This is a genomic window from Sorangium sp. So ce124 (genome assembly GCF_051525235.1).
GTDB lineage: Bacteria > Myxococcota_A > Polyangia > Polyangiales > Polyangiaceae > Sorangium > Sorangium atrum.
The window spans coordinates 8,203,078-8,222,433 of the sequence record NZ_CP150312.1; the positions used below are offsets into that span (position 1 = coordinate 8,203,078).

14 protein-coding genes are annotated in these 19,356 nt (G+C 71.1%); 7 read left to right on the forward strand and 7 right to left on the reverse strand.

Annotated features, from left to right (window positions below; translation table 11 throughout):
• Positions 1 to 5: 5 nt before the first annotated feature.
• Positions 6 to 3,011: a PEP/pyruvate-binding domain-containing protein gene (locus WMF19_RS30645; protein WP_437893619.1), complete on the reverse strand. Its 3,006-nt coding sequence runs from the start codon at positions 3,009 to 3,011 to the stop codon at positions 6 to 8.
• 350 nt (positions 3,012 to 3,361) lie between these two features.
• Between WMF19_RS30645 and WMF19_RS30650 the strand changes: the two genes are divergently transcribed.
• The gene (locus tag WMF19_RS30650) at positions 3,362 to 4,324 is read left to right on the forward strand and encodes a hypothetical protein (protein WP_437893620.1); all 963 of its coding nucleotides are present in this window, start codon (positions 3,362 to 3,364) and stop codon (positions 4,322 to 4,324) included.
• Between the two features lie 44 nt (positions 4,325 to 4,368).
• On the opposite strand, the gene WMF19_RS30655 is transcribed toward WMF19_RS30650, so the two are convergent.
• Both WMF19_RS30655 and WMF19_RS30660 read right to left on the reverse strand, forming a co-directional pair.
• Positions 4,369 to 5,589: a lanthionine synthetase C family protein gene (locus tag WMF19_RS30655; RefSeq protein WP_437893621.1), complete on the reverse strand. Its 1,221-nt coding sequence runs from the start codon at positions 5,587 to 5,589 to the stop codon at positions 4,369 to 4,371.
• 56 nt (positions 5,590 to 5,645) lie between these two features.
• Complete coding sequence (locus WMF19_RS30660) at positions 5,646 to 6,473, reverse strand: SDR family oxidoreductase (protein ID WP_437893622.1); 828 nt, start codon at positions 6,471 to 6,473, stop codon at positions 5,646 to 5,648.
• A 256-nt stretch (positions 6,474 to 6,729) separates the two neighbouring features.
• Between WMF19_RS30660 and WMF19_RS30665 the strand changes: the two genes are divergently transcribed.
• The 3 genes from WMF19_RS30665 to WMF19_RS30675 all read left to right on the forward strand — a co-directional run bounded on the left by WMF19_RS30665 (position 6,730) and on the right by WMF19_RS30675 (position 12,430).
• The gene (locus tag WMF19_RS30665; protein ID WP_437893623.1) at positions 6,730 to 11,031 is read left to right on the forward strand and encodes a CARDB domain-containing protein; all 4,302 of its coding nucleotides are present in this window, start codon (positions 6,730 to 6,732) and stop codon (positions 11,029 to 11,031) included.
• A gap of 111 nt (positions 11,032 to 11,142) precedes the next feature.
• A complete protein-coding gene (locus WMF19_RS30670) occupies positions 11,143 to 11,514 on the forward strand; it encodes a hypothetical protein (protein ID WP_437893624.1) in 372 nt (123 codons plus the stop codon).
• 58 nt (positions 11,515 to 11,572) lie between these two features.
• Positions 11,573 to 12,430, forward strand: coding sequence for a hypothetical protein (locus tag WMF19_RS30675; protein ID WP_437893625.1), 858 nt, complete (start codon positions 11,573 to 11,575; stop codon positions 12,428 to 12,430).
• 16 nt (positions 12,431 to 12,446) lie between these two features.
• Here the strand turns inward: WMF19_RS30675 and WMF19_RS30680 are convergent, their stop codons facing one another.
• A complete protein-coding gene (locus WMF19_RS30680; RefSeq protein WP_437893626.1) occupies positions 12,447 to 13,001 on the reverse strand; it encodes an RBBP9/YdeN family alpha/beta hydrolase in 555 nt (184 codons plus the stop codon).
• A gap of 613 nt (positions 13,002 to 13,614) precedes the next feature.
• Between WMF19_RS30680 and WMF19_RS30685 the strand changes: the two genes are divergently transcribed.
• Positions 13,615 to 13,776: a hypothetical protein gene (locus WMF19_RS30685; RefSeq protein WP_437893627.1), complete on the forward strand. Its 162-nt coding sequence runs from the start codon at positions 13,615 to 13,617 to the stop codon at positions 13,774 to 13,776.
• A 23-nt stretch (positions 13,777 to 13,799) separates the two neighbouring features.
• Here the strand turns inward: WMF19_RS30685 and WMF19_RS30690 are convergent, their stop codons facing one another.
• The gene (locus WMF19_RS30690; RefSeq protein WP_437893628.1) at positions 13,800 to 14,558 is read right to left on the reverse strand and encodes an SDR family oxidoreductase; all 759 of its coding nucleotides are present in this window, start codon (positions 14,556 to 14,558) and stop codon (positions 13,800 to 13,802) included.
• Positions 14,559 to 14,717: 159 nt separating this feature from the next.
• Entirely contained in the window at positions 14,718 to 15,752 is a 1,035-nt protein-coding gene (locus tag WMF19_RS30695) for a zinc-dependent alcohol dehydrogenase (RefSeq protein WP_437893629.1), read from the reverse strand.
• Between the two features lie 136 nt (positions 15,753 to 15,888).
• Between WMF19_RS30695 and WMF19_RS30700 the strand changes: the two genes are divergently transcribed.
• Positions 15,889 to 17,406 (forward strand): xylulokinase, encoded by a 1,518-nt coding sequence (locus WMF19_RS30700; protein ID WP_437893630.1) that lies wholly within the window; start codon positions 15,889 to 15,891, stop codon positions 17,404 to 17,406.
• Between the two features lie 77 nt (positions 17,407 to 17,483).
• The gene (locus tag WMF19_RS30705; protein ID WP_437893631.1) at positions 17,484 to 17,720 is read left to right on the forward strand and encodes a DUF433 domain-containing protein; all 237 of its coding nucleotides are present in this window, start codon (positions 17,484 to 17,486) and stop codon (positions 17,718 to 17,720) included.
• Positions 17,721 to 17,744: 24 nt separating this feature from the next.
• Here WMF19_RS30705 and WMF19_RS30710 read toward each other — a convergent pair whose 3' ends face one another.
• Positions 17,745 to 19,085: a serpin family protein gene (locus WMF19_RS30710; RefSeq protein ID WP_437893632.1), complete on the reverse strand. Its 1,341-nt coding sequence runs from the start codon at positions 19,083 to 19,085 to the stop codon at positions 17,745 to 17,747.
• Positions 19,086 to 19,356 lie beyond the last annotated feature (271 nt).

A 19,356-nucleotide genomic window follows, 5' to 3' on the forward strand; every position in this document is an offset into this window, starting at 1 on the left:
CGCGTCTAGTATTCGCGGCAGTCGCCGGGCGCGTCCAGCGTGCCGAAGCTGTAGGGCCGCGCCTGCTTGACCAGCAGCCGGCGCTCCGGGCCGATCAGCTTCCATTCGATCTGCATCGCGTAGAGGTGGTTTTCCCCCTTCGGGTCCACCAGCGGCCGGTAATGAGCGTGGACGGACTCGAGCACGCACCCGAGCCGCTGGATCTCCGGGAACGACAGCACGTCGCGCCCGCGCGACAGGCTCGAGCGCGTGTGGTACTCCGCCTTGATCGTGCGAGGCGGCGGCGTGTACACGATCTCGTCGCTGGTCACGCCGGGCGCGGGGTTGGTGACCGAGGCTTCCCCGATCTGCGCGTTGATGTAGTACTGGCTGTCGCGGGTGGCGTCGAGCGCGTTGCGGCTGATGGCCACGCCCTGCGCGCGCTCCGATTGCCAGGCCTGGTGCACCAGCACGGCCATGGCCGCGCGCGCCTGGTCGACGTGGCCGAACTCGCGCTCGTCGTAAGCGCGCGTGTTCCACAGGCTCGACCAGACCGTGCGCAGCGCGTCCTCGATGGAGCTCGACTCGGCGTCCAGGTCGCCGCTCGTCGACGTGTGCAGGCCCGCGCCGTTGAAGGTCGCGAGATCCTCGGTGTTGCTGCTGCTGCGCAGGCGCACGCGGTCGCCGCCGAAGCGCTGTTTGATCGCGCCCGTGACCTCGCGCAGGATCGCGGGGTCCACCGGGTGCGCAAGCATCCGCGCCCGCACCTCGGCCAGGCCCTCGGCGTGCGCGTGCGGATCGGCGCGGAACTCGGGATCCTGCTCGAGCTCGGCCAGGAGCTCCGCCGCGCCGCTCGCCTCGAAATGGTCCATGTAGTGCGAGAACGGGATCGCGAACGCGGCGGGCGGCACGTACAGCGGCAGCAGGTCGAGCGGGCAATACTGCCCCACGCCGCTCACGCGGTACAGCTCGGCCATGCCTGCCGCCTTGGAGCCGATGCTGTCGCCCATGGCGTAGCCCGCGGCGTCGAGCGGCACGATCCCGCGCACGGAGAGGTCGAGCGCCGGCGACAGCCGCTCGCCGGTCGGCTTGCGCTTCTCCCAGTAAGCGTCCGCCTCCTGCGCGGTGGCCTCGCGGATGTCGAAGTCCGACGCGCGCACCTCGAGCCGCACCAGCTTGCCAAACAGGGCCTTGAGGCGCTCGTCGTCGCGCGCGCCGCGCAGGGCCATGTTCGGCGTGCCCCGGCCGCGCGCCAGCACGTTCACGTGCGCCAGCGGCGTCTGGAACGCTTCTGTGATGAGGCCGCCCATGAACGCGGTCTCGTTCGGCACGTCGTCGGTCACCACGATCACGTTCGGTCCGAGCTCGGCCGACTCCAGATCGCGCGCCGGGACGAACGTCAGCGTGCCAAAGCCCTCGGCCGGGTTGAGCGACTGGTACGTGAGCCCCTTGTACGGCGCGTTCGGCCCCACGATGGGCGCGGTCCCTTCGATCTTCCGCAGCTCGATGATCTGGCGCCCTTCGGTGGGCCGTATCGCCCACGCCTCCGGGTCGGGCACCGCCTTCATGGCCGCGAAGAACGCGCGCCGCATCTGCTCGCCGACGATCTGGTCGCCGGGCGAGAACTCGACGGTCCTGGCGCCGTTGGTGTGCTCGACAAGGGTGCCGAGGAGGTAGCGGCGGCCCTCGGACCGGAAGTACTCGGTCTGGCTGAACAACCCCCAGCCGACGTTGAACTCCGCGGCTTGCTCGGGGTCGCAGCGATCGAGGTGCGGCTCCTTCCGGATCTGCTCGCGGACCCAGGTGTAGTGGAGCGCCCACTGGCGCGTGCTCAGGAGGTGCACCGTGTCGTTCGCTGCCATGTCGACCACGAACTTGACGCCGAGCTCGCCGACCGCGGTGCCGCCCTCGGCCAGCTCGGCGAAGTCCGCGGCCGTCTCCAGCCGGTGCGCGCGCCCGCTCGCGAGCTCGCGCCCAGGGAGCTCGGCGCAGCCCTCGTTCGCGGCGCCGGGGCTCGCAGCCCCGCAGAAGCGCGGCGCCCCGGTGGCGTCGGGCACGCGGGCCAGCGACGCGCCTTCGGGCCAGGCCATGAAATCGACGCGATCGCTCGGCTCCGGCGTGTCCTCGCGCCACAGCGTCGCCACGCCCTCGAACTCGGGCGAGGCCTCGAGGTCGGCCGTCTCGCTCGCGCTCACCGGGACGCTCACCCGCTCCCCGGGCGCGAGCGTGGCGGACGGCTCGGGCCACGCGAGCAGCACGCCCGCATCGGCGCCGGGGAGCGCTTGCCCCGGAGAGAGCGCCGCGAGGCGCAGCGCGAAGCCGTCGAGCGCGACGGGCGCGCCGCTCGCGTTCAGCACCTCGACGAACCCCGCGGGCCGCAGCGAGAGCTCGGAGATGACCAGCGGCCCGGCGATGGCCGGGAACGGCTCGGGCCACTCGAAAGGCGCGAAGCGGATGCTGTCGTCGAGGTTCGGTGGATCCGGCGGGCCGCAGGTCTCGCCGTTCTCCCGGTCGGGCGTGGCATAGCGGCAGATCGACAGCTCGCCCGTGCCGTCGGGCAAGCGCGCGTAGCTCTCGGACCGCGGCAGCTCCGGCACATTCACCAGGTCGGCGAGCTGGCACGACGCCGACCACAGCGCCACGCGCGCGCCCGAGTTCGAGAGCTTGAACGGCAGGTGCAGCGGGCCCTGCTCCGGCGTGTCGTCGGCCCAGAGCAGCACCCCTCGCCCCGGCTCGATCGTCATCCGGGGCAGCGGCGCCGCCTTGCCGGACTTGTCGCTCAGCGAGAACTCCCCGAGGTCGAGCGCGCGCTGGCCGATGTTTATCAGCTCGATGAAGTCGTCCGTCTCGCCGACCTCATCGACCCAGGCGCCGTCGTTGCCCGTCATCACCTCGTTGATGCGGAGATCGCCGCTCAGCGCGGGCGCGGCGGCCACAGGAAGCTCGAAGTCGCACACCTCCGGCTTCGGTGGGTGCTCCTCCGTCGGGAGCTGGGTCTCGCCCGAGCAGCCGACGCCAAGGGCGAGCGACAAGAGGGCCGCACCCACGCGCGGCTGGGACAAAGGATGAACGTGGTGATTGCTGGGTGAGCGCTCCGTCATGTGTGCTCCCGTCGTGCCTGCTCCGTCATGCCCGCCCCATCATGCCCGCTGCGTCAGCGTCAGCGTCAGCACGCAGCGTGCCGCACGCACCGGCGCCTGGCCCATCGCAGAAAACGCATGGAACGAAGCCGCCCGGCCACACCGCCTGGCCCGCCGTGCGCCGGGCTGTGCCAGCCCCTGCGCCGTCACCGCCAGGGGGTTGTGCCGGCGCGCACGGTCAACTGCCCATTCAGCCGGCGCGTGACTTGGATGCTGGCCTGAGCTCCTGTAGCATCGCGCGCATGCGTGAAAGCGTGCATGGTCGATATGCATGGATCGCTCTCCTCACCTGCGCCCTGGCCGCCTGTTCGGAGTCGCCGGCCGACGAGGGCGGCGCGGGCGGCGGCGGCGCGGGTCCAGCCGGCAGCGGCGGCTCCGGCGGCGCCGCGGAGGCCAGCTCGAGCGCGGCCGAGGGCGCGACCTCCAGCGCCGCGACGGGCGCCGGGGCCGGCGGCGGCGGCGGCGGCGACGGAGGAGGAGAGCCGGAGGGCGGGTGCGGGAGCGTCTCGGAGGTGCCGCCCGAGCTGGGATTCGACCCTTTTTACAAGAAGTACATCGACGCCGCCGGGATTCCCGTCATCAGCTCCGAGAAGGTGCCTGACGCGGCGCTGCTGCGCGCGTGCTCGGTGGTCGTCCGCATGCTCGGCCACCGGGACGACGTGCGTCAGGCGATGATCGAGAACCACACGCGCGTCGCCGTGATGGCGGAGACGGAGGTGACAACCGACATCCCCGAGCACAGCGACCTGTACGAGGCGTTCCCGGGGACGGACTGGGACACGCGGGCCCGCGGCCTCGGCGCGACCCCCGCCCGGCCCGCGAGCTCCTGCGCGGAGGAGAACGTCCTGTGTTATCCGAGCGATCCGTACCTCGGCGAGGACATCCTGGTGCACGAGTTCTCGCACGCCGTCGCGATCATGGGCATCGCCTTCGTCGAGCCGACGTTCGACAGGGAGCTCGAGGACGTCTTCGATGCCGCGCTCCAGGCCGGGAAATGGGAGAACACCTACGCGGCGACGAACAAGGACGAATACTGGGCCGAGGGGGTCCAGTCCTGGTTCGACGCCAACACCGAGGCGATCCCCACGAACGGGATCCACAACGAGATCGACACCCGGGCCGAGCTGCGTGACTACGATCGCCCGCTCCACGATCTCATCGCCAGGTACTTCGCCGACGACGCGTGGCGGCCGAGCTGCCCCTGAGGCCTCGTGAGCCGGGCGAGGGCCCCAGCGCCTCCAGGGCTCCGCTACGCGGGCGGATAGAAGACATCGAGCGTCGGGAAAGCTGGTTTGGCCCGGATGCAGTCCCAGAGGTAGATCGCGAACCCCAGATCGCCCGTCCAGAGCGAGTAGCGCAGCTGTCCGTACCGGCGCGCGTCCTCCTTCATCTGAAGGATGCCGTGCATCGCGAAGGCGCGCGCGCGATGAAGCCAGAGCGCGTCGCCCGTGCGCGCGTGGAGCTTGAGGAAGGCGTAGCCGTTTCCGCCCGTGCCATGGCAAAGGTTCGAGCCTTTGCAAAGCGGCCCGGCCGCCCAGGTCGCCTCGCCGGCGGCCCAGAGGAGCTCGTCGAGCGTGGGGCCGCGGAGTTCGGCAAGACAGATGACGAAGCCGGGCGCGCCATGGCAGAACTGCATGAGCCGGGGGTACGGGGCATCGCCTTGTAAAGCCAGCTGCGCCGGCCAGCTGGCCATTCTGCCTTCTCGCGTGGCTGTCCGCCCGATCGTGGTGGCGATGACCTGCTCCCAGGCTGCCCAGTCGCCCGCGTCCAGCAGGCGCTGGCCGTGGAGGAGCGCGCGCGCGGTCGCGACGAACCCGTGGACGGCGTCGAGATAGGCGCTCCGGCGGCCATAGAGGTCCTGCGACCAGTAATGGCAGCCGTGCTCGTCGGACCACTGGAGCTGCGACCAGAGGCGCGCGGCGGTGCGGCGGAAGAGATCGGCCCAGCGCGCGTCGCCGAAGCGCTCGTGCAGGAACGACGCCGCCAGCATGGTGCCGGGCGCCCCCCACATCAGCTCGCGCGCCGGGTGGTCGAGGTTGCCCTCGATGAGCGCCGCGAGCCGGTCGGCTCGCTCGTCGGTGGGCCGCTCGCCCTGCGCCATCAGGAGGATGGGCGTGTCCCCCATCATGAACGCGGCGCTCTCATCACCCGGCATCGAGGCAAGCCATGCGCGGTTGCGAAGCAAGAGCGCGTCGAGCTGCTCGGTGGTGCGCCTCGCGCCCGGCGCCGCCCCCACCTGATGCAGGTAGCGCAGCGCCCAGATGACGCCTGCAGCGCCGTGGTAGAGCGGCAGCGCCGGCTGGCTCGGGTCGTCGCCGGGCTCGACGTCCTTCGGGTGCAGCGGCCAGTATGCGTCGTCCGAGAAGCGCCCCTCGGTGTCGCGAACGATGTCCTCGATGGCATCGCGGGCGACGCCCTCGTCCCATGCGACGGACGTCAATGCCTCGTGGCGCTCGGGTTCGTGCAGCATACGGTGCCTTTGCCTGCTCTGCGAGCGTCGCGCTCGACGCGGGCCGCCGCGCGGCGCTACGCCGCCAGCGCCTCGGTCAGCGCCCAGAGCCGCTCCTGCGCGGCCTCGTCGAGCGCCTCCGCCGCCGCCGGCTTGATACGGCTCTTCTCGAAGTATTCGCCCGTCACCCCGGCCAGCTCCGGCGCCGTGGCCACGTGCAGCGAGCACTCGGCCCCTTGCTCGGGCGTGAGCAGGAACAGGGTGAAGAGCTTCACAAGGAGCTTTGGATAATCGCGCATCAGCTCCGTCCTGACCACGCCCGGATGGACGGCGTTGACCGTGACGCCGGTGCCCTCGAGCCGTCGGGCCAGCGCCTTGGTGAAGAGCACGTTCGCGAGCTTCGACTGCGCGTACGCCGCGGTCGTGCCGTACTTCCGCCGCTCGAACTGCAGGTCCTCCCAGTCCATCCGGCCGCGGTAATGCAGCTTCGAGGACAGGACGACGACCCGCGACGGCGCGCTCTTCTTCAGGAGCGGCAGGAGGTCCTGCGTGAGCAGCCACGTCCCCACGTGGTTCACCCCGAACGTCGCCTCGAGCCCCTCCTCGGTCGTGCCGCGCGAGTTCCGCCACACCCCGGCGTTGTTCACCAGGACGTCCAGGCGCTCGTGCGCCGCGCGGAAGCGCTCCCCGAAGGCGCGGATGCTCGCCTTGCTCCCGAGATCCAGCGCGATCACCTCCACGTCCTTGCGGCCGGTGGAGCGGGCGATGTCGTCGCGCGCCGCCTCCCCTCTGGCGGTGTCGCGGCACGCCAGCACCACCTTCGCGCCGCGCTGAGCGAGGCCGCGGGCCGTCTCCTTGCCAATGCCCGTGTTGCCCCCGGTAACGATGCAGACCTTCCCGTTCATGATGCTCCTCTCTCAGGTTCCGGCGGTGGGCGCAAGGCGCAAGGTCACAGCGCGCGCGCCACGGAAACGGAAGACGTCACGGAAGACGCCGGGGAAGCGAGGCGCCCCCACCTCGTGACGGCGTAACGTCCTTATCCCGCGAAACTCCGGCAAGAACCTGCGACCCCCTTGACGTGGACGCGCCCCCAGCTTCTCCTGATTCTCTATGCTCAGCCTAAGAGTATCTCTTGTGCGACGGGCGTGCTTTGTGTTCGGCATGCTGGCGATGACCGCGGGGTGCGGGACCAGCGGACCCCCAGACGATCCCGAGCCGATCGGGGCCGCGATCGGGGCGCTCAAAGGCGACGAGCCCGACCTCGTCATCTCGAGCGTGAGCGCGCCCGGGAGCGCCGTGCCGGGCAGCTATTTCACGACGTCTGTCGCTGTGTGCAACCAGGGCAACTCGGCGAGCTACGGCACCCATGTCGAGGTGCGGCTGTCGGACGACGACATCATCACACCATCGGATCCCGCCGTTGGCTATGCGCCGCTGGGGTACCTCGGCCCGGGGCAATGCGTGGAGGTCGGCGCCCAGACCGCGGCCGCCGTGCCCGACGGCGCATACACGCTCGGCGTCGTGGTGGACCAGCTCGACCAGGTGATCGAGCTCTCGGAGACCAACAACACGGCGCTGGCGGGCGAGATCGGCGTCGGCTACGGCCCAGATCTCATCGTCTCGGCCGTGAGCGGGCCGCCGAGCCAGGTGCCCGGCGCCTGGTTCGACGCCTCGGTCACCGTCTGCAACCAGGGCACGCAGACGAGCTATGGCAGCAACGTGGAACTGTACCTCTCCTCGGACGCGATCATCACGGCGAACGACGTGCCCATCGGCGGCGAGCTGGTGCCGTACCTCGATCCGGGGCAGTGCACCACGCGGACGGTCCACGTCGGCGCTTACGCGCCTGACGGCGCCTACCACCTGGGCGCGATCGTCGATCGGTACGGCGGGGTTCCCGAGCTCATCGAGAGCAACAACGCCGCAGCTGGCGACGTGATCGGCATCGGCCATCGGCCGGATCTCATCGTCTCCTCGGTGAGCGCCCCGCCGAGCGCCCTTCCGGGCAGCGCCTTCGGTGCCACCGTCACTGTCTGCAACCAGGGCACGACCCCGAGCTACAGCGCCGCCGTGGAGCTGCGCCTGTCAGCCGACGACAACATCACGGGGACCGACCCGCCCGCCGGCGGCGCCCCGGCGCCGTACCTGGATCCCGGGCAATGCGCGGCGGTGACCATCCCTGCGAGCGCGTACGTGCCAGACGGCGCCTATCACCTCGGCGCGATCGTCGATCCGTACAACTGGCAAGAGGAGCTGAACGAGGCCAACAACGCCGCGTCGGGCAGCCTGATCGGCGTCGGCCATGGCCCGGACCTCATCGTCTCCGCCGTGAGCGGGCCGCCGAGCGTCTTCCCCGGCGGCGGCTTCGACGCGTCGGTCACCGTCTGCAATCAGGGCACGCAAACGAGCTACGGCGCCCAGGTGGAGCTGCGCCTCTCCGCGGATGCGACGCTCACGACGGCCGACTTCCTCGCCGGCGGCAGCGGTCCTGTGCCGTACCTGGATCCCGGCCAGTGCGCCACCGTGACCTTTCCGGCGAACGCTTATGTGCCCGAGGGTGCCTACCACCTCGGCGCGATCGTCGACCCGCAGGGCTGGGTCCCCGAGCTCATCGAGACCAACAACGCGGCGCCGGGCGATCTGATCGGCGTCGGCTACTGGCCTGACTTCATCGTCGCTTCCGTGAGCGGCCCGCCCAGCGCCCTTCCGGGCAGCGGCTTCAGCGCCACCGTCACCGTCTGCAACCAGGGCACGACCCCGGGCTCCAGCATGGTGGAGCTGCGCCTGTCCGCCGACGCCGCGATCACGCAGGCCGATGCGCCTGCGGGCAGCGCGCCGACGCCTTACCTGGATCCCGGCCAGTGCGCGGCCGTGACGATCCCTGCCAGCGTTTACGTGGCCGACGGCGCCTATCACCTCGGCGCGATCGTCGATCCGCACGGCTGGCAGCCCGAGCTGATCGAGACCAACAACGCGACGCCGGGCGACCTGATCGGCGTCGGCTATTGGCCCGACCTCGTCGTCTCGTCCGTGAGCGGGCCGTCGAGCATCACGCCCGGCAGCAGCTTCAACGCCGCCGTCACCGTCTGCAATCAGGGCACGACCCAGAGCTACGGCGTCGACGTCGAGCTGCTCCTGTCGGGCGATGGGGCGATCACGCCCTCGGACATCCACGCCGGGAGCGGCTATGTCCCCGGGCTGAGCCCCGGGCAGTGCGCCTCCGTCGCCGTGCCCGCGAGCGCCTATGCGCCCGACGGCGCGCATCACCTCGGCGCGATCGTGGACCCGAACGGCGCGATCGCCGAGCTCATCGAGACGAACAACGCCGCGACGGGCAGCGTGATCGGCGTCGGCTACGCGCCGGATCTCGTCGTCTCCGCCGTGAGCGGACCGCCGAGCATGATCCCTGGCGGAAGCTTCGACGCGTCGGTCACGGTCTGCAACCAGGGCACACAGACGAGCTACGGCACCCAGGTGGAGCTGCTCCTCTCGGCCGACGCGACCCTCACGATGGCCGACTCCCCTGCTGGCAGCGGTCCGGTGCCGTACCTGGATCCGGGCCAGTGCGCCAGCGTGACCTTCCCGGCGAGCGCGTACGTGTCCGACGGCGCCTACCACCTGGGCGCGATCGTCGACCGGAACAACTGGATTCCCGAGCTCATCGAGACGAACAACGCCGCGGTGAGCGCCGTGATCGGCGTCGGCTACTTGCCCGACCTCATCGTCTCCGCGGTCGACGGCCCGCCCAGCGCCATGCCGGGCAGCGGATTCGACGCTTCCGTCACCGTCTGCAACCAGGGCACGCAGCCGAGCTACGGCGCCGACGTGGATCTCTACCTGTCCTCCGACGCCACGATCACGCACGACGACATACCGGCAGGACACGGTATGGTCCCCTTCCTGGCGCCCGGGCAGTGCACCTCCGTGCTCGTCTTCGCGAGCGCCTATGTTCCCGATGGCGCCTACCACCTCGGAGCGATCGTCGACGCGTACGACTGGCAAGAAGAGCTGATCGAGTCCAACAACGCCGCCTCGGGCGACCTCATCGGCGTGGGCTTCCAGCCGGACCTCGTCGTCTCGGCTATCAGCGGCCCGCCCAGCGCCATGCCGGGCAGCGGATTCGACGCCTCCGTCACCGTCTGCAATCAGGGCACGCAGCCGGGCTACGGCGGCGACGTGGAGCTCCGCCTCTCGTCGGATGCGACCATCACGACGGCCGACCTCCTGGCCGGCAACGGGCCGGCGCCTTACCTGGCGCCGGGCCAGTGCGCCACCGTGACCTTCCCGGCGAACGCTTACGTGCCTGAAGGCGCCTACCACCTGGGCGCGATCGTCGATCCGCACGGCTGGACTCCCGAGCTCATCGAGACCAACAACGCCGCGGCGGGCAGCGTGATCGGCGTCGGCCATCGACCGGACCTCATCGTCTCGGCGGTGGCGGGCCCGCCCAGCGCCCTCCCGGGCAGCAGCTTCAACGCCGCGGTCACCGTCTGCAACCAGGGCACGCAGCCGAGCTACGGCGCCGACGTGGAGCTGCGCCTGGCGGCCGGCGACCAGGAGGTGAGCACCGGGTTCTACGCCGGAAGCGCGCCGGTGCCGTACCTGGATCGCGGCCAGTGCGCGGTCGTGACGATCCCCGCCTACCTTGCGGCGCCCGACGGCGCCTATCGCCTCGCCGCCGCGGTGGACCCCAACGGCTGGATGCAGGAGCTCATCGAGACCAACAACACGAACGCAAGCAGCGTGTTCGGCGTCGGCTACCGGCCGGATCTCATTGCGTCCGTGAGCGGCCCATCGGCCGCCGCGCCGGGCACCGGCTTCAACGCCGTCGTCACCGTGTGCAACCAGGGCACCACCCCGAGCGGAGGTACGAGCGTCGATGTGCTGCTGTCGTCGGACGGGACGGTCACGCCGTCCGATATCCATATCGGCAACAGCTGGGTCCCCGGGCTGAGCCCTGGCCAGTGCGAGAACATCACCGTGGCCGCCGGCGCCTACGCTCCTGACGGCGCCTACCACCTCGGCGCGATCGTGGACCTGAACGGCCCGGTCCAGGAGCTCATCGAGACCAACAACGTCGCCGCCGACGAGCTGATGGCCATCGGCCATGGCCCCGATCTCGTCGTCTCGGCGGTGAGCGGCCCGGCGAGCGCCACGCAGGGCAGCCTCTTCAACGCCTCGATCACCGTGTGCAACGAGGGGACGGCCCCGAGCTACGGCACCATGGTGGAGGTCCGGCTGTCGGCCGACGCGACGATCACGACGGCCGACTTCCTCGCCGGAGGCGCCTGGGTGCCGAGCCTCGGCGTCGGCCAGTGCGAGAGCCTCCTCGTCCCCGCGGATACCTACGTTCCCGTGGATACCTACACGCTCGGGGCCATCGTGGACGCCTACCGCGAAGTCCCCGAGCTCCTCGAGGGCAACAACGCCACAGCCGGCGGCGAGCTCGTCGTCAGCTTCTGATCTCCCGCTTCCGCAGCTCGCGGACGTGACGGCGCTCCCCCGGATCGAGGCGGAGAGCCAAGGCCGTCTCCACGCTTCCCAACCCCCCCCATGCCCCGCTAGGCTCGCCGGATGCCCCTCGACCCGCAGCGCCTCGCCCGTGTTCGCGCCCATTTCCTGGCGGCTGCCGCGCTCGTCACCGGGTGCGGCGGGAGCTCCGCGCCCGATCACACGATCAACGAACGGGCTCCCATCGACCACGTCCCGCCGACACCGACCGCGGCGCCCACTGAATCCTCGCCCTCCGCGACCCCGCCGGAAGCACCGCAGGCCAATCCGAGCGACGCCACCCCCAAGCCGCCGGTGGACGTGAACACGCCCCCGCCTGGGCCGCCGACGGTGCCCCCTGCGTCGTCCTCCGCGACCGTGGGTCATCCTCCGCCCGGCCAACCGCCGCCCACGTCGCCGGTGCACATCAACACGCCCTCGCGCACGAAGCCGTGACGCGAGCGGCATCCCCCGCCGCCCCCCTCGCTCGCCGACGGCCGCGCCGCATCCCCTCATGAACACCGCGTTCCCTCTCGGCACGACCGAGCGGCTCTTCGCGACGCTCCACCGCCGCTTCCTCGATCGCCATTACCCCGCGCCCCCGTGGGACCACCTCGACCCGGCGTCGCTCCCGCCGGCCGACGTCGAGATCGCCCGTCAGGCGTGGGCCGCGCGCGCGGTCGCCGAATACCGCTCCATGATCGTCTTCGGCGAGCTCATCGCCCGCTTCGCCGAGCTGCGCTTGCCCCTGGAGGTCACGACCGCGGCCTCGCGCCTCCTCCAGGACGAGGCTCGCCACACCGAGCTGTGTGCGCGCGCGGCCGAGGCGCTCGGCGGCAACCACGGAGCGACCCTCGTCCCCTCGGATCTCCAGCTCCCGCGGAGCGGCCTCCCGGCCCATCTCTTCGTCGCCCGGTGGACAGCATCGATGTTCTGCGTGGGCGAATCCGCGTCCGTCGGCATCCTCGACGTCCTCCAGCAGCACACCACCGATCCTTGCCTGCAGGTGGTCGTGGGCACCCTCCTCCGGGACGAGATCCTTCACGACCGCTTCGGCTGGGCGCTCGCGCGCCTCGTATTTCCGCGCCTCACCGACGACGAGCGCGACTGGCTCGCCGCCGATCTGGCGTTCTCGCTCGCGCACTACGACCGCATCCACGCCGGCGCCTCGCGGGCCGACGGCGACCCTTTGCCCGACGCGCCGCCGCCCTCCGGCCCGAACCTCGGGATCCCCTCGCGCCCGGCCGCGGCGCGCGCCTTCTACGAGCGGATCGACCGCGTGATCCTCCCCTCGCTCGCCGCGCTCGGCGTGCCGGCGTACGAGGCATGGGCGTTGCGCCTCGAGGTCCCGGCCCAGGCCGAGAACCGCTGAGACGGCGCTCGCCGCCTCAAGCGCGAAACACCCGAGAGACGGGCTCGCCTATCAGCGCAGCGAGGAGCCGCTCGCCCTCGGGCCAGGGCCCGAAGCCGGCGTCGACGTTGATGTGCCCGCACGGCCCCGCATGGATGAAGCGGCTCCCCCAGGCGCGCGCGAAGGCTTCGGCTCGCTCCGGGGTGCAGTACGGGTCGTTCGAGCTCGCGACGACCATCGACGGGAACGGGAGTCTGCCGCTGGGCAACGGGTGGAACGTCGACGCCTCGCGCGGGTAGCTCGGCGATTCGGTGTCGGCCGGCGCGACGAGCAGCGCGGCGCGCACGGGTCGCGCGCCCAGCGCCGCCCAGTGGACCGCCGTGCTGACGCCGCAGCTGTGCGCGACGAGCACCGGGGGCTCAGCGCTGGCGGTGACCGCCCGGTCGAGCGCCTCGACCCACGCGCGCCGGTCAGGGTGATCCCAGTCGGGCATCTCCACGCGGCGCGCGAAGGAGAGCTTCTGCTCCCAGAGCGTCTGCCAGTGGCGGGGGCCGGAGCCGCTGTAGCCAGGGACGATGAGCAGCGAAAGCATCGTGAGAAGACCTCCCCGCGAACGAGGAGGGTACAGAGGAAGCGGGTGAAAATCACCTCGTCGCCACCCCGCAGACCCCGGAGCGGAGTCGACCCCTTCGACGCATGGACAAGCCCTTGATATGGCTCGCTTTTCCAGCAAGGAGGCGGGACGCGTAGAAAAAGTTGCGTTCGGCCGTGCGCGGGTCGCCCCGGGGCGTCGCGGCTCATGTCGCATGCCAGACGCCTTCGACGTTCTCCTCCTGGCTCGCAAGGCGCAGTCGCCGCCGGGACGCCATCCCCCGCCGGCGGCGATCAAGCTGCCCCTGCAGCTCCCGCATGGGACTTCCATGTCCCTCGATTCCTGTGTAAATATACCAGATGCTGGCGGCGCTGGATGTCGAATCGCCGCTGGCAGGATTCTCTTGGTTGAAACAACGTGTGACCTGACCGCGAAAGGGGTTTCAATGAATCAAGGATCGTCTTCGGGGCGTCTGCCCAGGAGCCGCATCGGGAGCTCGCTCTCTGTGTTTCTCTGCGTGCCCGTGGTGGCGCTCGCGCTCGCCGGTTGCGGCGCCACGGATCCCTCCTCCTCGTCCGAAGCTGGCGAGTCCACGCCGAACGGAGACGAAATCATGAGCTGGGAGGAGTTCAAGGCGAACGTCTACCGCGACCCGCAGCGCGGGGTCTACATCGTCGACGACGAGCAGGGGCTCAACGACGCGGAGCTGCGTGTCGTCTACGAGCGCTATGTCAAGACCGGGGCGCTCGTCGTGAAGCCGCTCGAACGGCGCTGACTACACCTCACAGACTCGATGCCTCACGCCGCGCCGGCCGGCGACAGGGCGAGCCAGTCGTCGAAGCGCGTCGGCATGACGCGCGCGCCGTCGTCTGGGGTGAGCGACCGATCGTCGATCCGGACGCCGAAATAGGTCGCCTCCGCGTCGGCGATCACCTCGCGGCGGTCCTTCTTCGCGCTCAGGTACTTGCCGACGAACTCGGCGAGCGGGCGTTTCTCCGGGCCGGCCACCTCGACGATGCCGTTCACGGGCGCCCCGAGCGTGACGTCGGCCAGGGCCTCGGCGACGTCCTCGGACGCGATCGGCTGCAGGTGCGCCGACGAGAGGCGGACCCGCTCCGCGTCGGCGCTGGAGCGCGCGATCCCGTCCATGAACTCGAAGAACTGCGTGGCCCGCAGGAGGGTGTAGGGGATCCCGGAGGCCATGATCAGCGCCTCCTGCGCCATCTTCGCCCGAAAATAGCCGCTGACGAGCATTCGATCGGTGCCGACCACCGAGAGCGCCACATGATGTCTGACGCCCGCGGCGGCCTCGGCGGCGAGCAGGTTGCGGCCTGAGGTCTCGAAGAAGTCGAGGACCGCCTTGTCCTCGAACGACGGCGAGTTCGCCACATCGACAACGACCTCGCCTCCTGCGAGCGCTCCGGCGAGCCCTTCGCCCGTGAGGCAGTTGACGCCCGTGGAGGGCGACGCCGCGACGACCTCATGGCCCTGCTGGCGGAGCCTGCGTACGAGCTTCTTCCCGATCAGACCGGTTCCACCGATAACCACGATCTTCATGTCTTTCTCCCTTGTCCGTCACGCGAGCGACCGGCGCCTTGCTCCTGTGACCCCGCGCTCACCGTCGATGACGAAGCGGGTCTAGCTCGTGTGACAGGGGGCGAAGGAAGAATGACAGCCGCGCTCCCTCCGTCCGGAGATCCAGCGCGACGACCCGGATCAGAACGGCGTGTCGCCTTCGTCCGGAACGATGATCGACTTCAGCGCGCCGTCCTGGCAATCCGCCTGCAGGCGGAAGCCCTTTTCGGCCTCGGACAGGTCGAACCGGTGGGTGACGATGGACTCGACGTCCACCGCCCCCTCGGCGACCAGGCGGATCGCCCGCGGGTACACGTGCCCCATGCGGCGGGAAAACTTGATCTTCAGCCCCTTGCGGCGGCACAGCGCCGCCGGCAGCGCGTAGCGGTCGCCGTCGGGGATGCCCGCCAGCAGGATCCGCCCGCCGATGCGCGCGGCCTCGGCCGCGTGGTGGAAGCCCTCGGGCGAGTTCGTCGCCTCGAGCACGAGGTCGACGCCGCGGCCGCCCGTCCACTCCGCGACGGCCGCGAAGCTCGGCGCCGCGTCGTGCGCGCCCAGCCGGCGCGCGGCCTCGGCCCTGTACGCGACGGGGTCGACCGCGAAGACGCGCGCGACGCCGGCCAGGCGCGCGAGCTGGACAAGGCACAGGCCGATCGGCCCGCACCCCAGGACCAGCACCGTCTCCTGCAGGTGGGGCCGCGCCAGGTCGATCGCGTGGACGGCGACGCCCAGCGGCTCCAGCATCACGGCCTTCCGCACCGAGAAGCCGCGGGGGACCGGAACGACCTGGTCGGGGCGCACCGCCAGCCGCTCCGCCATGCCGCCGTGGAGCGGCGGCGCGCCCAGGAACTCCACGTGCGGGCACAGGTTCACGTGGCCGCGGTGGCACCACTCGCAGCGGCCGCAGGCGTGCGCGGGGTCGACGGCGACGAGCTGCCCCCTCGAGAGGCCCAGCTCCGGGTGGTCGTCGACGACCCAGCCGGCAAACTCGTGCCCTGGCACGAAGGGGTCCCGGACCTGCGCCGCGCCGATCCCGCCCTCCAGGTAGTAGTGCAGATCGCTGCCGCAGATCCCGCAGCCCGCGACCTGGATCGTCACCATGCCCTCGCGCGGCCGCGGAGGTTCGACCTCGCCCAGCCGCACATCGCGGATCCCGTGAATGAAGGTTGCGCGCACCGTTCCAGGCTCCCTTTCAAGACGCCGCCGGCTCCCCGGCAGGGCCGCGCTGGACGATTGTGCCGGCGCGATTCCCTACTGTAGTCTGCGCCCGTGATCGCTTGTCAATCCTGCGTTCCGGGGCGCTGACGGCGCCATGCGGGCCGACCTCGTCCTCGGCATCGACCTGAGCACCACCGCGGCCAAGGCGGCGGCCTTCGACGTCCAGGGGCGCTTGCACGCCGCCGGCCGGGCGCCGCTCTCGCTGGCCCGGCCCGCCCCCGACCGGTTCGAGCAGGATCCCCGGGACTGGTGGGCCGCCCTGTGCCAGGCGGTCTCCGGCGTCACCGCCGCGGTGGACCCGGGCCGCATCGCGGGCCTCTCCATCGCGCACCAGCGCGAGACCTTCGCCTGCCTCGGTCCCGACGGCGAGCCGCTCCGCCCCGCCATGCTCTGGCTGGACGGCCGCGCGCGCGGGCACCTCGGCGCCGTGATCGACCGCATCGGGCAAGACCGCTTGAGGGCGCTGTCCGGCAAGGCCGCGGACTTCGGCCCGGCGCTGCCCAAGATCGCCTGGCTGGCCAGCGAGGAGCTGGAGACCCACCGCCGCACCGCCCTCTTCTGCGACGTGCAGGCCTACCTCGCGCAGGCGCTGACCGGGCGCGCCCGCACCAGCTGGGCGAGCGCCGACCCGCTCGCGCTCTTCGACATCGGCGCGCACCGCTGGTCCGAGGAGCTCTGCGCCGCCGCCGGCATCACGCCCGACCGGCTGCCGGAGGCGCTCCCTCCCGGCGCGCCGCTCGGCGCGGTGTCCGCGGCCGCAGCGGCGGCCACCGGCCTGCGCGAGGGCACGCCGGTGCTGGCCGGCGGCGGCGATGGCCAGATGGCCGGGCTCGGCGTCGACGCCCTGGACCCGCGGCGCGCCTACCTGAACCTCGGCACGGCGGTGGTCTTCGGCGTCTTTTCCCAGGAGCCGCGGCAGGACCCGGCGTGGCGGACCATGACCAGCGCCTCCGGCCGCGGCTACGTGCTGGAGAGCAGCCTGCGCAGCGGGGCGCTGCTCTCGGACTGGTACCTGCGCCGCCAGCTGGGCGTCGATCCGCGCGACGGCGCCGCGATGGCCGCGCTCGAGGCCGAGGCGGCGTCGCTGCCGCCCGGCAGCGGCGGCCTGCTGCTCTTGCCCTACTGGGAGGGCGCCATGAACCCCCACTGGGATCCCGACGCCCGCGGCGCGATCCTGGGCCTCACGGACGCGCACGGGCGCGGCCACGTCTACCGCGCCCTGATCGAGGGCGTCGCGCTGGAGCAGGCGCTGGTGCTGGACCTGATGCGGGGCGCGGCGGGGATCGAGGTCGCGGAGTTCGCCGCGGTCGGCGGCGTGGCCGCGAGCGACCTCTGGTGCGCCGTGATGGCCGATGCGACGGGCGTCGCCATCGAGCGGTCCGAGACGGTCGAGGCCGCCTGTCTGGGCGCCGCCATGTGCGCGGCCGCCGGCGCCGGGCTGGCCGGGAGCATCGAGGCGGCCGCCAAGGCGATGCGCGGGAGCGCCACGGCGACGTTCCATCCCGATCCCGCGCGCCGGGAACGCTACGCGGCGCTGCTGGGGATCTACCGGGACATGTATCCGCAGCTCTCGGGGCTGCTGCGCCGCCTCTCGGCCTTCACGAGGGACTAGCCCCGGCGCGCGCTCCTCTCCCGAAGGAGCGAGCTGGGCCGGTGCCATGTGTCCGAGGACAGGGTAACCTCCAGGGCATGGCGACGGAACTGCTCGCAAGGATCACTCAGGACGCCGCAGTGATGGGAGGCCGCCCGTGCATCCGTGGGATGAGGGTCACGGTGGGCACGATCCTGGGACTGCTGGCGGCCGGACACTCCGTGGAGAAGGTGCTGGATCTCTACCCGTACGTCGAGAAGGACGATGTGCTGGCGGCGCTCACGTATGCAGCCTGGCGCACCGAGGAGGTCGAGCTTCCACTGAAGGCGTCATGAAGATCCCGCCTGCCTCACGTCTCCTCAGTGCGCTGTCGGATCGTTGACGCGCCCCGCGAAGAGGAGCGCCCCCGTCGGCAGGTCGCTGATGAAGAAGAAGAACGGCCGGTCCAGCACGATCTCCGCTGGCTCGGGGAAGTAGCCCGAGCCCGTGGCGCCGATGAGGACCGCCGTCGCCGCCGCGGCCTCGGTCCCGGCCTCGTCCACGTCGATGACCGCCTTGTGGATGACGTCCTGGATGAAGAGATCTTCGCCCGGTTCGACCGGGAGCAGCCCCGAGAAGTCGGCGCCGGGGCCGAAGGCGGCCCCCATGCCGAGATCCGTCAGCGCCTTCTTGAGAGAGGCCGAGGTGCCGAACGAGAACTTCGGCATCGTGATATCGACCGACCGCGACTGCGTCGAGGCGATGATCGTCTCGAGCCCCTCGCCGTCGAGCGACTCCGCCAGCGCGTCCGCGTTCCCCTCGGCAGGCAGGACGAGGTACATCGAGACAGGGGTGCCCGCATAGGGGATCTCCACTGCTTCCCAGCCGTCGCCGGCGCCGTAGCGCGTCTCCTGCGTGCCGTGCATCATCTGGGCGGTGACGCTCGTGCCGTCGCCGCGCTGGAACTCCCCGGCCTTCGTCGCGTCCTCTTTGAACGGCGTCTGCCACGCGGCGTCGAAGTAGATCGCGTTGGTGAGCACGACGAGCGTGTCGGAGTTCACGTTCTTCTTGAGGAGCTCCGGAATCATGCCCTCCGTCTGGTCCTTCACCCACGCGTTGATGAGGCTCTCGGCCTCGTCCGGGGCACCGAAGTCGGCGAGCCGCACGCGCGCACCATAGTTCTCGCCGAGCACCTTCAAGAACGGCTGTTCGAGCGGGAGGTCGATCTGCGACCAGATCGCGTTGGCCGTGTGGAGCCGGAAGCCGCCTCCCTGGACGTTGCTCGAGCCCTCGGCGCGCTTGTGGAGCTCGAGATCCACGTAGTTGAACGCCGGGTGCAGCCGCTCCTGCGGCAGCTCGAACCGCATCGCCGCGGCCATCGCCTGCTCCGTGGTGGTCCGCGCGCCCGCGTAGGTCATCGCGAGCGCCGTCGAGATGCTGTAAGGCGAGTAGACGACGTTCCCGTTCGCGCTGGGGAGCACGCGGCCGAGGTCAAGCGCGAAGCTCGCGTTGTTGCGCGTCAGCAACACCTGATCTTCCTCCGAGACGACCGGGCTCTCGATCCGCGCCGCGTCCGAGGGCAGCACGCACCCAGCCTTCTTCTCGAAGCACTCGGCGGCCCCGCCGCCCCCTCCCGGGCCCGAGCCGCCCTCTCCCTGGTCCGGGCCACCACCGCCGGTGCCGCCTCCATCGTTCGAGCTGCACCCCGCGAGAGCCGACATGAGCACGGTCGCCAAGACAATTGATGTTCTCATGATGCCAGGGATTAGCAGCCTGCGTGCCAGAGCGCTTTTGCGCCGAAAACTCGCCTGTTTGTCCTGGGAAGACGCGCACACCCGGCAAGCCTGGAGCAGATTGTGCCAAGATGAGCCCTCAGCGGAGCTCACGGGTGGGCGGGGAGGGCCCGGTGACGCCGAAACCGATGGATCGGCGCGGTCGATGTGCCTGCGCCACCTCGGCAGATCCCGTGGTGGGCTGGGAAGATCGTGCCGC